Source organism: Marinobacter zhejiangensis, from assembly GCF_900114775.1.
In the GTDB taxonomy this organism is placed as follows: Bacteria; Pseudomonadota; Gammaproteobacteria; order Pseudomonadales; family Oleiphilaceae; genus Marinobacter; species Marinobacter zhejiangensis.
Window position 1 is genome coordinate 95,897 of the sequence record NZ_FOUE01000006.1, and the last position, 15,185, is coordinate 111,081.

The 15,185-nt window shown below is 60.3% G+C and carries 10 protein-coding genes; 4 read left to right on the forward strand and 6 right to left on the reverse strand.

Features of this window, described 5'->3' with window-relative positions:
* Nucleotides 1–2: 2 nt before the first annotated feature.
* The 3 genes from narH to BMZ67_RS16605 form a co-directional block, all read right to left on the reverse strand.
* Nucleotides 3–1,580 (reverse strand): nitrate reductase subunit beta, encoded by a 1,578-nt coding sequence (gene narH / locus BMZ67_RS16595; protein ID WP_092025836.1) that lies wholly within the window; start codon nucleotides 1,578–1,580, stop codon nucleotides 3–5.
* A complete protein-coding gene (locus tag BMZ67_RS16600; protein WP_092025839.1) occupies nucleotides 1,577–5,320 on the reverse strand; it encodes a nitrate reductase subunit alpha in 3,744 nt (1,247 codons plus the stop codon). Before BMZ67_RS16600 ends, narH begins: the two co-directional genes overlap by 4 nt.
* 205 nt (nucleotides 5,321–5,525) lie before the next feature.
* Complete coding sequence (locus BMZ67_RS16605) at nucleotides 5,526–6,785, reverse strand: MFS transporter (protein WP_092025841.1); 1,260 nt, start codon at nucleotides 6,783–6,785, stop codon at nucleotides 5,526–5,528.
* Between the two features lie 216 nt (nucleotides 6,786–7,001).
* Here BMZ67_RS16605 and BMZ67_RS16610 point away from each other — a divergent pair, with 216 nt between their 5' ends.
* The 3 genes from BMZ67_RS16610 to ubiT all read left to right on the forward strand — a co-directional run bounded on the left by BMZ67_RS16610 (nucleotide 7,002) and on the right by ubiT (nucleotide 10,133).
* Complete coding sequence (locus tag BMZ67_RS16610; protein WP_092025844.1) at nucleotides 7,002–8,870, forward strand: histidine kinase; 1,869 nt, start codon at nucleotides 7,002–7,004, stop codon at nucleotides 8,868–8,870.
* A gap of 14 nt (nucleotides 8,871–8,884) precedes the next feature.
* Nucleotides 8,885–9,547, forward strand: a complete 663-nt coding sequence (narL, locus tag BMZ67_RS16615) for a two-component system response regulator NarL (RefSeq protein WP_092025847.1) — start codon at nucleotides 8,885–8,887, stop codon at nucleotides 9,545–9,547.
* A gap of 91 nt (nucleotides 9,548–9,638) precedes the next feature.
* Nucleotides 9,639–10,133 carry a ubiquinone anaerobic biosynthesis accessory factor UbiT gene (ubiT, locus tag BMZ67_RS16620; RefSeq protein ID WP_092025850.1) on the forward strand — a complete coding sequence of 165 codons (495 nt, stop codon included), beginning with the start codon at nucleotides 9,639–9,641 and terminating at the stop codon, nucleotides 10,131–10,133.
* A 3-nt stretch (nucleotides 10,134–10,136) separates the two neighbouring features.
* On the opposite strand, the gene BMZ67_RS16625 is transcribed toward ubiT, so the two are convergent.
* From BMZ67_RS16625 to hemN, 3 genes are all read right to left on the reverse strand, one after another.
* Nucleotides 10,137–11,027: a U32 family peptidase gene (locus tag BMZ67_RS16625; protein WP_092025853.1), complete on the reverse strand. Its 891-nt coding sequence runs from the start codon at nucleotides 11,025–11,027 to the stop codon at nucleotides 10,137–10,139.
* A gap of 13 nt (nucleotides 11,028–11,040) precedes the next feature.
* Nucleotides 11,041–12,036, reverse strand: coding sequence for a ubiquinone anaerobic biosynthesis protein UbiU (gene ubiU / locus BMZ67_RS16630; RefSeq protein ID WP_092025854.1), 996 nt, complete (start codon nucleotides 12,034–12,036; stop codon nucleotides 11,041–11,043).
* A gap of 142 nt (nucleotides 12,037–12,178) precedes the next feature.
* Nucleotides 12,179–13,612, reverse strand: a complete 1,434-nt coding sequence (hemN, locus tag BMZ67_RS16635) for an oxygen-independent coproporphyrinogen III oxidase (protein ID WP_092025857.1) — start codon at nucleotides 13,610–13,612, stop codon at nucleotides 12,179–12,181.
* Between the two features lie 250 nt (nucleotides 13,613–13,862).
* Here hemN and BMZ67_RS16640 point away from each other — a divergent pair, with 250 nt between their 5' ends.
* Nucleotides 13,863–15,167 carry a DUF2235 domain-containing protein gene (locus BMZ67_RS16640; protein WP_092025860.1) on the forward strand — a complete coding sequence of 435 codons (1,305 nt, stop codon included), beginning with the start codon at nucleotides 13,863–13,865 and terminating at the stop codon, nucleotides 15,165–15,167.
* Nucleotides 15,168–15,185: the final 18 nt, after the last annotated feature.

The following is a 15,185-nucleotide window of genomic DNA, read 5'->3' on the forward strand; positions in this document are numbered from 1 at the left end:
CCTCAGTCCCGAAGCTGGCGTGGGTCAACCTGTTTCACCGTTGACAGTTTCTGCACCATGCTGGTGGTCTGTTTCTTGCCACCAAACAGGCTGAAGTCGCTGTCTCCGCCGTTGCAGCCGTCGCCGAAGCTGAAGCCGCAACCACCGCGCTCAGCGTAGGGCGTTGCATCGGGGAAGGCCTCCTTGGCCAGCTCTCGATGGCTGGTGGGAATCACGAAACGGTCTTCGTAGTTGGCGATGGCCAGGTAGCGGTACATCTCATCGGCCTGGGCTTTGCTCAGCCCGGCCTCTTCCAGTGCCCGCAGGTCTTCCCGCCCTTCCACAGTTTCGGCCCGCTTGTACAGGCGCATCGCCATGATCCGCTTGAGCGCCAGCACGATGGGTTTTTCATCCCCGGCAGTCAGCAGGTTGGCCAGGTACTTGACTGGAATCCGCAGGCTCTCGATCTTCGGCAACACACCGTCAAACTCCACCTTGCCCGCCTCAGCAGCGGACTGGATCGGTGACAGTGGCGGTACGTACCAAACCATCGGCAGGGTGCGGTATTCCGGGTGCAGCGGCAGGGCCAGTTTCCAGTCCACCGCCATCTTGTAGACCGGGCTTTCCTGCGCAGCCTTGATGACGTTGTCCGGAACGCCGTCTTTTCTGGCCTGCTCGATCACCTTGGGGTCGAACGGGTCGAGGAAAATCTCCAGCTGCTTCTCGTACAGGTCCTGCTCACCAGGGGCGCTGGCCACTTCCTCAATACGGTCGGCGTCATAGAGCAGTACGCCAAGGTAGCGGATTCGGCCAACACAGGTTTCAGAACACACCGTAGGCATACCGGACTCGATCCGTGGGTAGCAGAAGATGCACTTCTCGGACTTGCCGGTTTTCCAGTTGAAGTAGATTTTCTTGTACGGACAGCCCGACACACACATCCGCCAACCGCGACACTTGTCCTGGTCGATCAGGACGATGCCGTCCTCTTCCCGCTTGTAGATGGCGCCACTGGGGCAGCTGGCGACACAGGCCGGGTTGAGGCAGTGCTCACACAGCCGCGGCAGGTACATCATGAAGGTGTTTTCGAACTGGCCGTAGATATCCGCCTGTACCTGGTCGAAGTTCTTGTCCTTGCGACGCTTGGCAAACTCGGTACCGAGGATTTCTTCCCAGTTCGGGCCCCACTCCACTTTTTTCATGCGCTCACCGGAAATCAGTGAACGGGGACGGGCCACCGGCTGATGCTTGCTGTCACCGGCGGTGTGCAGGTGTTGGTAGTCAAAGTCGAACGGCTCGTAGTAGTCGTCGATCTGGGGCAGGTCCGGGTTGGCGAAAATGTTCGCCAACACCCGGAACTTGCCGCCGATGCGTGGGCGGATGCGGCCGTTGCTGTCCCGCAGCCAGCCGCCTTTCCACTTGTCCTGGTTCTCCCATTCTTTCGGGTAACCGACACCGGGCTTGGTTTCGACGTTATTGAACCAGGCGTATTCCATACCTTCACGGCTGGTCCAGACGTTCTTGCAGGTGACCGAACAGGTGTGGCAACCGATGCACTTATCCAGGTTCAGTACCATGCCAACTTGCGAACGGATCTTCATTTCACGGCCTCCTGTACATCGTCATTGCCTTCACCATCAAGCCAGTCCACCCGGTGCATCTTGCGCACCACCACGAACTCGTCGCGGTTGGAGCCGACGGTGCCGTAGTAGTTGAACCCGTAGGAGTACTGGGCGTAGCCACCAATCATGTGGGTCGGTTTCGGACAGACCCGGGTAACCGAGTTGTGGATACCGCCACGGGTGCCGGTCACTTCGGAGCCGGGCACGTTCACAATCCGCTCCTGGGCGTGGTACATCATCACCATCCCCGGCATCACCCGCTGGCTCACCACTGCACGGGCTGCGATAGCGCCGTTGGTGTTGAACAGCTCGATCCAGTCGTTGTCCTCAACGCCGATGTCGCGGGCGTCGTCCTCACTGAGCCAGACGATCGGGCCACCCCGGGACAACGTCAGCATCAGCAGGTTGTCGCTGTAGGTGCTGTGGATTCCCCACTTCTGGTGCGGTGTGATCCAGTTCAGCGCCTTCTCCGGGTTGCCGTTGGAGTGCTTGCCGATCATCGGCGCTGCCGCCTTGGTGTTGATGGGCGGACGATAGACCAGCAGGCTCTCGCCAAAGGCCCGCATCCACTCATGGTCCTGGTAGAACTGCTGGCGTCCGGTCAGGGTGCGCCAGGGAATCAGCTCGTGGACGTTGGTGTAACCCGCGTTGTAGGAGACATGTTCATCTTCCAGGCCTGACCAGGTCGGGCTGGAAATGATCTTGCGGGGCTGGGCCACAATGTCGCGGAAGCGGATTTTTTCCTCTTCCTTGTTGGTGGCCAGGTGGGTGTGATCCAGCCCGGTCAACTCAGACAGTGCCTGCCAGGCTTTCACAGCCACCTGACCGTTGGTTTCCGGTGCCAGGGTCAGGATCACTTCCGCCGCATCGATGGCGGATTCGATCTTCGGACGTCCAGCGTTGGCGCCATCCAGATGGGTGTAGTTCAACTCCTTCAGGAAATTGACTTCCTTCTCGGTGTTCCAGTTGATGCCCTTGCCGCCATTGCCCAGCTTGTCCATCAACGGACCCAGCGAGGTGAAGCGGGCGTAGGTGTTGGGGTAGTCGCGCTCCACCGTAATGAAACTTGGCGCGGTTTTGCCGGGAATCAGGTCACACTCGCCCTTCTTCCAATCCTTGACGTCAAAGGGCTGACCCAGTTCCGCTGGTGCATCGTGCAGCAACGGCAGGGTAACCACGTCCTGCTCTACGCCCAGGTGGCCTTCGGCGGCTTTGGAGAACGCCTTGGCAATGCCCTTGTAGATCTCCCAGTCACTGCGGGCTTCCCAGGCCGGATCGGTGGCGGCGGTCAGCGGGTGAATGAAGGGGTGCATGTCGGAGGTATTGAGGTCGTTCTTCTCATACCAGGTGGCTGTCGGAAGCACGATGTCGGAGTACAGGCAAGTGGTGGACATGCGGAAGTCCAGGGTCACCAGCAGGTCGAGCTTGCCGTTCTTGGCCTCGTCACGCCAGACCACTTCCTCCGGCTTGGCGGCCCCTTCCTGGCCCAGATCCTTGCCCTGCAGACCATTGGTGGTGCCGAGCAGGTATTTGAGCATGTACTCATGCCCCTTGCCGGAGGAGCCCAGCAGGTTGGAGCGCCAGACAAACAGGTTACGCGGATGGTTCTCCGGCGCTTCCGGATCCTCACTGGCAAACGCCAGGGAGCCGTCCTTGAGGGACTTGGCCACGTAGTCGGCCACGTCCATTCCCGCCGCTTTCGCCTCGGCGGCGATGGTCAGCGGGTTGCGGTTCAGCTGGGGAGCCGACGGCAACCAGCCCATGCGCTCGGCGCGAACGTTGTAGTCAATCAGGCTGCCAGAGAACTTCGACTTGTCGGCCAAAGGCGACAGAATCTCGTCTACCCCCACTTTCTCGTAGCGCCATTGTCCGGAATGGGCGTAGAAGAACGAGGTGGAATTCATATGCCGGGGCGGACGCTGCCAGTCCAGACCGAACGCCAGCGGCTGCCAGCCGGTCTGCGGCCGCAATTTTTCCTGGCCAACGTAATGGGACCAACCACCGCCACTCTGGCCGACACAGCCACAGAGGATCAGCATGTTGATCAGACCACGGTAGTTCATGTCCATGTGGTACCAGTGGTTCATACCGGCACCAACGATCACCATGGACTTGCCTTTGGTCTTGTCGGCGTTGTCGGCGAACTCGCGGGCAATACGGATCACTTTTTCCGCAGGAACCCCGGTGATCTGCTCCTGCCAGGCCGGAGTGTATGGCCTGATCTGGTCATAAGAGGTGGCACCGTCGTCGTCACCCAGGCCACGGTTGATGCCGTAGTTGGCCACCATCAGGTCAAACACCGTCGCCACGTAGGCGTCATCGCCATTGGCCAGAGTGACCTTACGGGCGCCCATCTTGTGGGTCAGAGTGTCGCTGATCTGGACGTGGTTGTAGTGCTCGTGCTCGATGCCGCCGAAGTACGGGAAGGCCACCTCGACCACATCATCGTGCGTATCGACCAGCGACAGGCGCAGGTTGACGTCCTGGCCATCGGCGGTCTGTTTCAGGTTCCATTTGCCCTTTTCACCCCAGCGGTAGCCGATGGAGCCGTTGGGCGCGGTCAGTTCATCATTGCCTTCGTCGATGGCTATGGTTTTCCATTCCGGGTTGTTCTCTTCACCCAGGTTGTCCACCAGGTCGCTGGCACGAAGGAAACGGCCGGGCACATAGCGACCATCATCGTTTTTATCGAGCAGCACCAGGTAGGGCATGTCGGTGTAGCGGCGGACATAGTCGGTGAAGTAGGCGCTGGGCTTGTCGATGTGGAATTCTTTGAGGATGACGTGGCCCATGGCCATGCCGAGCGCCGCATCGGTTCCCTGCTTGGGATTGAGCCACTCGTCGGACAGCTTGGAGACTTCCGCATAATCCGGGGTAATGGCCACGGTCTTGGTGCCCTTGTAGCGCACTTCGGTGAAGAAGTGGGCGTCCGGGGTCCGGGTCTGTGGCACATTGGAGCCCCAGGCGATGATGTAGCCGGAGTTGTACCAGTCCGCGGATTCCGGAACGTCGGTCTGCTCGCCCCAGGTCTGCGGAGATGCCGGCGGCAAGTCGCAGTACCAGTCGTAGAAGCTCATGCAGACCCCGCCAATCATGGACAGGTAACGGCTGCCGGCGGCGTAGGACACCATGGACATGGCCGGGATCGGCGAGAACCCGATGATCCGGTCTGGCCCATACTGTTTGGCGGTGTAAACGTTGGAGGCAGCGATCAGCTCGTTGAGCTCATCCCAGCTGGAACGGACAAAGCCCCCCATGCCACGACGGGTCTTGTACTCCGCACTTTGCTTGGGATCTTCGACAATGGATGCCCAGGCAGCGACCGGGTCGCTGTGCTGGGCCTTGGCGGCGCGCCACAGTTTCAGCAGGTGCTTGCGGGCCAGGGGGTACTTGAGCCGGTTGGCACTGTACATGTACCAGGAGTAGCTGGCCCCACGGGGGCAGCCACGGGGTTCGTGGTTGGGCAGGTCGGCGCGGGTACGCGGGTAGTCGGTCTGCTGGGTTTCCCAGGTCACCAAACCGTTCTTGACGTAGATTTTCCAGCTGCAAGACCCGGTGCAGTTCACGCCGTGGGTGGAGCGAACCACCTTGTCGTGCTGCCACCGCTTGCGGTAGCTGTCTTCCCAGTCACGGTTGACCTCGTGGGTTTCACCGTGGCCCTGGGCAAACGGTTCGCGCTTCTTCCTGAAATAATTCAGCTTATCGATCAAGTGACTCATGGTCTCTCTCCAGACACTGTGGGCCAGTCAGCTGGTACCAACAACGGTGTTTTGCCACCGGCACCATTTGGTTCCATTGTGAGAGAGTGGACTGGTGAAATCTGCGTGGTTACCCCGAGATAGCCGGCTTCTATCCCCATCGGGGTAGTCAGGGCTTAGACCTTGGGAAGAGCCATCAACAACGAGAGCAATTAGAAGGGAGCGATTAGAGCGAGCCGTCAAAAGGACTGTCGTGGCGGTACTCGGCGGATTCCACCGTCAGCACTGCCAAACCACATAGCGAAAAGAGCAGCATGAAAACGGAACTGCGAATCCCGGTCAGGTCGTTGGCCACACCAAACAGCAGCGGCAGAGCGAAGGCCGCTATACAACCGCTGGCCAGCATCATCCCCCCCACCCCGCCGATCTGTTGTGGGTAGTGCTCGAATAACAGCCGCATCACCGCACCCAGACCGGCTCCCATGGCGGCGCTCAACAATGCCAGCAGCACCACCGTCGTGGTGAGTGACGCCGCCAGGTGCAGCTCGATCGTTCGCTCGATGCCCTGAATAGACAGCGTGGTGTCGGGGTAGGACAGCGCAAACAGGAATAACAAGGCAAACACCAGCGCCAGTCTCAGCACCAGGGTTGAACCAAAGCGGTCGGCACCGACGCCCCCTGGCACCTGAAACAGCACCATCGGCAACGCAAACAGGAGTGACCAGCGGGCCCCTTCATCCAGCGGAAGGGAGTAGACCGCCGACAGGTATCCTGGCAGCCAGAGGATCAACGCAATGAGCCCTCCAAACAGGAAGGCAAAATACAGCGAGAAACGACAGACCATGGGCGTTCGCCAGAGTCGCACCGATGACAGCCAGCAGGTACGCCGCGACGCAGTCGGCCTCGCCGGCTCCGGGTCGGTCAGCACCAGAAGCAGCAGGATGATCAGCACGGTCACCAACAGGTAAGCCAGCGGGGCCAGCTCCCAGGAATAGGCCTCCCGTACCGCCGGTACAATCAGGTAGGAAAAACCGGCCCCACTGGTGCCCACGCCAAAAACCCCCAAAACCAGGCCCGCCCGGGACGGCGGCAGGTAGCTGACCAGGTAGTGCAGACCGGCACTGAACAACCCCCCGGACACGCCGAGACCCGCCCCACAGAGCAGAAAGCCAACATACGAGGTTGCCCAAGTCATCGAGAGCAGCGCCATCGCCAGCACCGCCAGGCAAACCAGGATGACCCTCCGCCCGCCCAGACGCTGGGTCAGCAGCCCCAGAGGAAACGACAGCAGGCCGCCGGTCAGCACCGGCGTTGCAATCAGCAAGGCAAACTGGGTATTGGTCAGCTGGAATAGATGCTGGAGATCCACGCCAATCACCGCAAACAGGGTCCAGCAGGCGAACGCAACAAAGAAGGCGGCCAGGGTAAGGGGCAGAACAATCGTCAAAGAGGTCTGGTCGACCGTCGGCCGATGCTGCGAAGTCATGACTCAGGTATCCAGGCTCGGAATACATTGCTATTGTGATTCTTTGAACCGAGGCACTGCAAAAGGTCATTGGGAAGACTATCTTCCGGGGTAGGCATCTACCTCCAAGGAGGTAGTCCGAAACACCAACCACCTGATTTAGTATGGTATGGAAGGTCAAACGCAAGAATGACCGGGCCCCGTGGCCACCCACTCATATCGGAAAGCTTGAGTTCAATGCTGGGTAATTCACTGGTACACAGGATCGGGGCGGTCGTCACCTCGATCAGCATCGTTGCCCTTGTCAACATCGCCATTTCGATGGCGATCTCCGCAAGCATCCAGGGTAGCGCCACCGCCATCAACGTGGCCGGGTCGTTGCGCATGCAAAGCTACGTCCTGTTCAGCGACTGGTTACAGGCTCAGGACACTACGCCCCCGATTGAAGAGACGGAGCGCCTGCACCGTATCGACGATTTTACCCGTCGCCTCAACAACCCCGCTTTGGTTGACGCGTTGCCGCAAACCACAGACCACCCGCTCGCGCAGCGATACCAGGTCATCATTTCCGCCTGGCAACACAATATTCGCCCTACCCTGTTGGCGTCACCCTCGTCACAAAACCCGGTGGAGCTGCGCGCGAACATTGCCAGTCTGGTGGCCGAAATCGAGGTCCTGGTCACTCAGCTGGAAGAACGCACCGAAGCCCGTGTGCGGCTGATGAACCTGGTCCAGACCATCAGCCTGGTGTTCGCGGCGCTGGTGATTTTCCTGATGATGATCGACATCAAGAACCGGGTAATCAAGCCTCTTGGCCGGCTGCTTCAGGTCGCCTATGCCGTGGGCCGCAAGGACTTTGACCAGCGCGCCAACCTTGAAGGGAAGGACGAGCTGAGCAAATTGGGGAAGGCCTTCGACCAGATGACCAGCGCCCTGGCCGTCAGTTACAGCACCCTGGAAAGCGAAGCCTCAGAGAAAACCCGAGAACTGGAAAAAAGCCACGCCGCACTCGAGCTGCTGCACAAGGCGAGCCGTTCACTCTATTCGAGCCATGACCTCTGTGGTGGTGCCATCCCCCTGCTGCAAAACCTGGAAGAACTCCTCAGTATCGGCCCTATTCGGCTGTTCCTCCATGACCGCAACTCGCCGGACATGGTCGAGGCCATCACCACCGCCACCGTGGAGCGACCGTACTACTGCAAGGACCATGACTGTAACGCCTGCCTGGTGACTCCAACGGCGTTTGACTGCCTGCCCAACGACACCAATGGCCGCCGCCTGCTGTTGCCGATCCAGACCGCCAATACCCTGCTCGGCACGCTGGAAGTTTGGTACCGCAAGGAACCCGGGTTGCCAGACATTTCCCGGCGGCTGCTGGAAACCCTGTGCGACCAGCTGGCCACCGCCATTTTCCTGCAGAACCAGATCACCGAGCAGCAGCAACTCACCCTGGCTGAAGAACGGGCGGTGATCGCCCGCGAGTTGCACGACTCCCTTGCCCAGTCACTCTCCTACCTGAAGATGCAGGTGGCACGGCTTCGCCGGGTAGGCTCCGCCAACGCCAACGAATCCCTGCACGAAGACATCCTCAACGAACTCAGCACCGGCCTGAACAGCGCCTACCGGCAGCTGAGAGAACTGTTGACCACGTTCCGGCTGAAGCTGGATACCCCCGACCTCGGCACCGCTTTGCGGGAAACCATTACCGAGTTCGGCGAGCGCCTGGAAAGCCAGATCCACCTGGACTACCACCTGCCACCCCGAACCCTGTCGGCGAACGAGGAGATCCACGTGCTGCAGATTGTGCGCGAGGCCCTCGCCAATACCGTCAAACATGCCGAGGCCACACGGGTGGAGGTTGAAGTTCTGTTCGATTCGCCCAAGGTCAGCGTCGTCATCCGCGATAACGGCGTCGGCCTTCCCGATGGCGAGCAACCGGCGCAACACTATGGTCTGATCATCATGCAGGACCGGGCCAGGACCCTCGGTGGCAAGCTGATGGTTCATAACGTCACCCCCAGCGGCGTGGAAGTGTCACTGACATTTGTGCCCCAGAGCCGCCACCTGATTCCCACCAAAAACTTATCAGAACAACAAGCTTCCTGAGCGAGAGAACCACCATGGAGACTACGGAAAACCAAGCCAGCATACTGCTGATTGACGATCACCCGCTGCTGCGGCAGGGCATCAAACAGCTGGTGGAACTGGAAGACGATATGCAGATTGCCGGTGAAGCCAGCAACGCCCTGGACGGCATTGCCCTGGCCCTGGACCTTGAACCCGACCTGATCCTGCTGGACCTCAATATGCCGGAAATCAACGGCATCGAAACCCTGAAGCGCCTGCGAGCGGAAAACGTGAGCTCGCGGATCGTCATCTTTACCGTGTCCGATCACGAAGACGATGTGGTCGCCGCCCTGCGCGCTGGCGCCGACGGCTACCTGCTCAAGGACATGGAACCGGAAGACCTGGTGCCTCAACTGCGTCAGGCCGCGACCGGCCGCATGGCCATCAGTGACCGGTTAACTGCGTTGCTGGCCCAGGCCCTGCGGGACCAGAAGCCAGAGACCGAGAAAGCCGACTACAACAGCCTGACCCCCCGGGAAAAGGACATACTCAAGCTAATTGCCGACGGGCTCTCCAACAAGATGATTGGCCGCCGGTTGGACATCAGCGATGGCACTGTGAAAGTCCACGTCAAGCACCTGCTCAAAAAGCTCAAACTGCGCTCTAGGGTAGAGGTTGCGGTCTGGGCCGTCGAGGAAGGCCTGCACCGCGACTGACCGGCACCCGGGCCGACTCTGCGAAATATCAAGTCGGCCCGTTGCCAGCCACGCTAAGCTCCGGACACACCCTCTGTGTCAGGAGCCAGCCATGGCCTTTCTCCCCATTCCCCGGAGCCTCTTCCCCGCCCCATTGCGACGACAATGCCGGGCTCTGCTGGCAGAATACCTGCCCAGCCCAGCACCGCTGTTCCATAGCCTCGAACAACGTATCCCCCAGCCCGCCAGACAACTGGCGGTTGAGTTGCCACTGAACCAGCTTTTTGCGGATGCCATCAGCGATGGTGAGTTTGAAGTGCTGGAAGGACGCACCTTGCGACTGGAGCTCGACGGCGGCTTCCCTGGCATCACCCTGGGCTACTGGCAAGGCCGCTTTCGCCAGGTGGAAGGCCGCGGAGAGGCCACCATTCGGGGATCCCTGAAGGCGTTCCGCCAGCTTGCGGAACGTAAGGTTGATCCGGATCAGCTGTTCTTCCAGCGGCGGCTGGTGATTGAGGGCGACACCGAACTGGGGCTCACCCTGAAGAACCTGCTGGACGGGCTGGAGTGGTCGCTACCCCAACTGCCCACGGCCCCCTGGCGCTGACGTTCAGCCTCTCAGCTCCATCCCTGGGCGACCGTACCAATAGCCATCACAGGGGGGGGCCTCAACCAGCGCCAGGGGATCGGATGGCGGCACCTGCCCACGCCGAACCTGATCGAATCTGGCCACCACCTCTGCCATGCCCTGATGCTCAGGGCTCAGGCGAACCGTTGACACCCCCATCTCAGCCATGTCCGGAAGCTGGCGCATGAGGTCGTAGCGGGCGCCCGACAGCGTCGAAATACCGTTGATCCGAAACAGTTCCTGGGCCTCCCGGGACCGCAGCGCCAGACCATCGGGGTGCTGGAGGCAACGGAACTCACAGTTATCTTTCGGCAGGTTGTAGTGGCGAGCGGTAAAGCAGCGGGACGACCAGGCCAGGGGCAGGAACCCCCAGGAAAAGACTTCCACCGGCAAGTCCAGACCTTCCTGCTCCAGCTCTTCCAGCAGGCATTGCAAGGTGTCCCGGGACAGCTCCACCGGCAGGCACCAGCCCTGCAAGCCGCGATTGGCCAGCACCCTGAGCGTCGCCGTGTTGTAGATGTTCATGGCGGGACCGGTGACAAACGGCAGCTCATGGCGTATCGCCAAATTCACCGCACTCTGGTCATTGGCTTCCACCAGAAACTCCTGCTGACTGCAGAGCTTACGGAGCGTGCGGAGATCCGCTTCCGATTCCACCAGGGTGAGCGATGACAGCACCACCTTCTTGCCGCACTGCGCCAGCTCCCGGGCCAGGCCCAGCCAGTCGTCCGGTTTCAGCTCCCGACGCCGTGAGCACACCGCCTCCCCCAGATAAATCGTATCCACCGGCCAGTCCGCCGCCTCACCATAGAACTCAAACACACTTTGACGGGACCAGAACCAGAGAATCGGCCCCAGGGACAGGTTCAACATTCGTACCTCCCGGTTATTTCCATTGACGGTGATAGGCTCCAAGGGTGGTCAGGCCACCCTCGGAAACGCTGGCCAAGGTGTCCTGCCAGGCAGGGTCCACGGCAAAGCGGTCCGGCGTGTTCGCCAGACGGTCCAGCGCCTGACGCCAGGTTCCGGCCACCTGTCCGATATAGGCCGGGCTGCGCTGGCGGCCCTCAATTTTGACCGCACGGATGCCCAGCTCCGCCAGCTGGGGAATCAGGTCCATGGTATTGAGGCTGACCGGCTCTTCGATGGCGTGATAGACGTTGCCCTCAACATCAAAACGGCCTTTACACAAGGTCGGATAGCCAGCGTTCTCCCCCGGTCCGTAACGGTCGATCAACACGTCATTGAGACGGGATTCCAGCCCGTTGGTGGTTTCCTCCCAACGCACTGCCTTGGCCGGGGAACAGGCGCCACGGGTGTTGGGGGATTCGTCGGTCAGGTAGGACGACAGATAGCAACGGCCTTCGGCCATGATGCACAGGCTGCCGAAGGCAAACACCTCCAGCTCCACCGGGCTCTGGCGGGCCACGTTACGAACCTGGTCAAGGGAGAGCACCCGTGGCAGCACCGCACGGCGGATATCAAAGGCGTCCTTGTAGAAAGACAGAGCCTCGTAGCTGGTGGCGGAACCCTGCACCGACAGATGGCGCGGCAAGTCCGGGTGGTGGCGGGCGGCGTAATCCAGCAGGCCCATGTCAGCCAGAATGACCGCGTCAACGCCAAGCGCCGCTGCCCGGTCCACCGCTGATGTCCACTGTTGCCAGCCCTGGGGTTGGGGGTAGGTGTTGATGGCACAGAACACACGGCAGCCACGGCTATGAGCGTATTCGATGCCTTCAGCGGCACGCTGATCATTGAAGTTGAGGCCGGCAAACTGCCGGGCGTTGGTGCTGTCCCGGAAACCGAAGTACACCGCATTGGCGCCGTTATCGACGGCGGCCTTCAATGCGGGCAGGGTTCCGGCTGGGCATACCAGTTCCATGTCATCCCTCCTCTGCTATGAATGGAGAGACTAGACGGTCTGCGTCCTGGTCACCTTGATGATTATCAGACCAGCCCGCTGGAGCTCCCTGCCCCAGCCTGGCCAAGAGGAATGTTCACAACGTCCAGGCTGTGCCGGGCGCTCAGATAATCCGGGAGAAACGCTGACCAGCGCCGCCCTTGCGGTAGTAATCGAACAACTGGCAGATCGCACGGATCAGCAGGCGCCCCTGAGGCTGAACCTGCAACGTACGGCCATCGTCGGCGATCAGACCATCGTTCACCATGGTCGCCAGTTGCGCCAGCTCGTCGGCAAAATAGAAATCGAACTCCCGTTCCCATACCTGCTCAAACTGCTGTCGATCCAGGCGGAAATGGCAGATCAGCTGTCCTATCACCCAGCGCCGGATACGGTCGTCATCCGTCAGCTCTACCCCGCGAACAATGGCCAGCCTGTTTTCGTCGATGGCTTGTTCCCAGTCCGCCAGCACCGGCGTATTCTGGAAATAGGCATCGTCGGTCTGACCAATAGCCGACACTCCAAGGGACACCAGGTCACAGTCCGAGTGGGTGGTGTAACCCTGGAAGTTACGGTGCAGCTGGCCGTTACGCTGGGCTACCGCCAGGCTGTCGTCCGGCTTGGCAAAATGATCCATGCCAATGTACTCGTAGCCTGCCTCCAACAGCCGGGCAATGGTGTTGTGCAGGATCGTCAGCTTCTCAGCCGGAGTGGGCAGGTCTTCCGCCCGAATCCGGGTTTGCGGGAAGAAGCGCTCCGGCAGGTGGGCGTAGCTGAACACCGACAACCGGTCCGGTGACATGTCGATCACCTGTTCCAGGGTTTCTGCAAAGGTGTCTGGGGTCTGGTGCGGCAGGCCGTAGATCAGGTCCAGATTAATAGACCTGAAACCCAACCGGCGGGATTCGTTCAAAACCGCCTGGGTCATACTCAAGGGTTGAATCCGGTTCACCGCCTTCTGGACTTTCAGGTTCAGGTCCTGAACGCCAAGGCTGATACGGTTGAAGCCGAGATCCCACAGCGTCGCCAGGGTCTGGTCGTCCACTTCCCGCGGGTCAATCTCAACACTGAAGTCACGTTCGTCATCCGACTGCAGGTTGAACAGGTCGCGGTACCCCGCCATCAGTGTTCGCATGGCCTCGGGGGGCAGGAAGGTAGGCGTGCCCCCGCCCCAGTGCAGTTGTCGCACCTGACGCTCGGCACCAAACAGCGGGGCCTGCATGGCGGCTTCTTTCAGCAGTCGCTGCACATAGGGCATGGCCTTGTCGCGCTTGCGGGTGACTTCCTTGTTACAGGCGCAGTAATAGCAAAGGCGCGCACAGAACGGCAGGTGTGTGTACAGCGACAGCGGCCCGCCCTGGGCGCGGCTGCGCTCGGCCGCCGCCAGTAACTGGTCAACGCCGAAATCCTGATTGAACTCAACCGCCGTGGGATAGGAGGTATATCGAGGCCCACTGAGGTCGTACCGACGAATCAGCGCCTCATTCCAAACCAGCGTTTTGGCAATCTCATCATACCCTTGCGCCAATTTGGCCTGCGCTCCAGCGTTACCCAACATTCTGCACACCTCCCATCAATTCAGCTTTGCAGTCTAGCAGGCGGTGCAGACAGGGCTTTTGACGGACATCAAAGCACCGGCAAAACCCTTGTGCCGACAGACTTCAGCTATACTTTCAAGGAGCCTCCAGACAATGTTGGGGTTCCCCTGCGAGCAGTGCATTGCCTTGAGGCTCCTGATCAGCGGCGTTGTCATCGCATTGCGATAGGCCTGAAATTTCACCTGACGGCAAGCTCGACAGGAGGCCACCATGAACCCCACCAAACGCATCATCATCTGCTGCGACGGTACCTGGAATCAGCCCGATATTGATCCCACCAATGTGGTCAAACTGGTTCGTAGCATTGAGCCGGTCGCCGCAGACGGCACCCAACAAGTGGTTTTCTACGATCAGGGCGTCGGCACCGGCAGCAAAAGCGACAAGCTGCTCGGCGGCGCCTTCGGTAAGGGACTGGCCAAGAACATGCTCGACTGCTACCGCTTCCTTGTGCACAACTACCATGAAGGCGATGAAATCTATACCTTCGGGTTCAGTCGCGGTGCCTATACCTCACGAGCCTTTGCCGGCTTTGTCTACGCCATCGGCCTGATGAAGAAAAGCAGGTTGGAGCAACTGCCAAAGGCCTACCAGTACTACCGTACAGAGCCCCGCAAACGTCCCCCAAGCAGTTACGACGACAACCCCCGCCCCAACATCCGCATGGTGGGGGTATGGGATACCGTCGGCGCCCTGGGCGCCCCGACCCCACTGCTGGGCCGTTTCACCAAACCTTGGGTCGGTTTCTTCAACACCCACATCAGCCCGATCATCGAGTATGCCTATCAGGCCCTGGCGCTCGACGAACAACGGACCACTTTCCGACCCGATCTATGGACGGGCACCGTTGAACCCCACCAGACGGTAGAGCAGTGCTGGTTCCGTGGCGTCCATTCCGATATTGGCGGCGGCTACAAGGAGTCCGGCCTGTCCGACATTGCCCTGTTCTGGATGGTGGGCAAGGCCCAGGATCTGGGCCTGGAAGTGGACACCGACTACCTGCGCCACATCTGCCACCCCAACCCAAACATGGCCGCACATGACTCCTTCAGCACCGGCTATAAGCTACTGGAAAAGCTCAAGGTCAAACCGCTGATCCGCAATGTGTATGGCGAACAGGAGGACGAGCGCACCCGGCCGCTCAACGTCACCATCCACGACACCGTAATGACCGCCATCCGCTCCGGCCACTATCTGCCGCAAAACTTCGACTTCCCGTTCCCTGAAGAAGTCGTTGACCAACCGGAGAGCGATCACGACTACCACGAGCGCAGGCACGAGACCCGCCACACCGTGAACCATGTGGAGGCCGAAGTGGCGTTGGCACCCGATGCCCAACCCCTGTCCTGCGAGTTGCTGGATTACAGCCTCAAGGGCGGTGTACGCATTCGCACCAACCAGCCGATCCAGGCCGGTGCCAAGGTGCAGATCGCCAGTGACTTCTTCGACCCTACCGAAGCCGTGTGCGTCTGGACCAAAGAACAGGATCACGGTCTGGCGTTCGAGAAGGCCGCCTGATCCCTGCGGTTTTGTGCC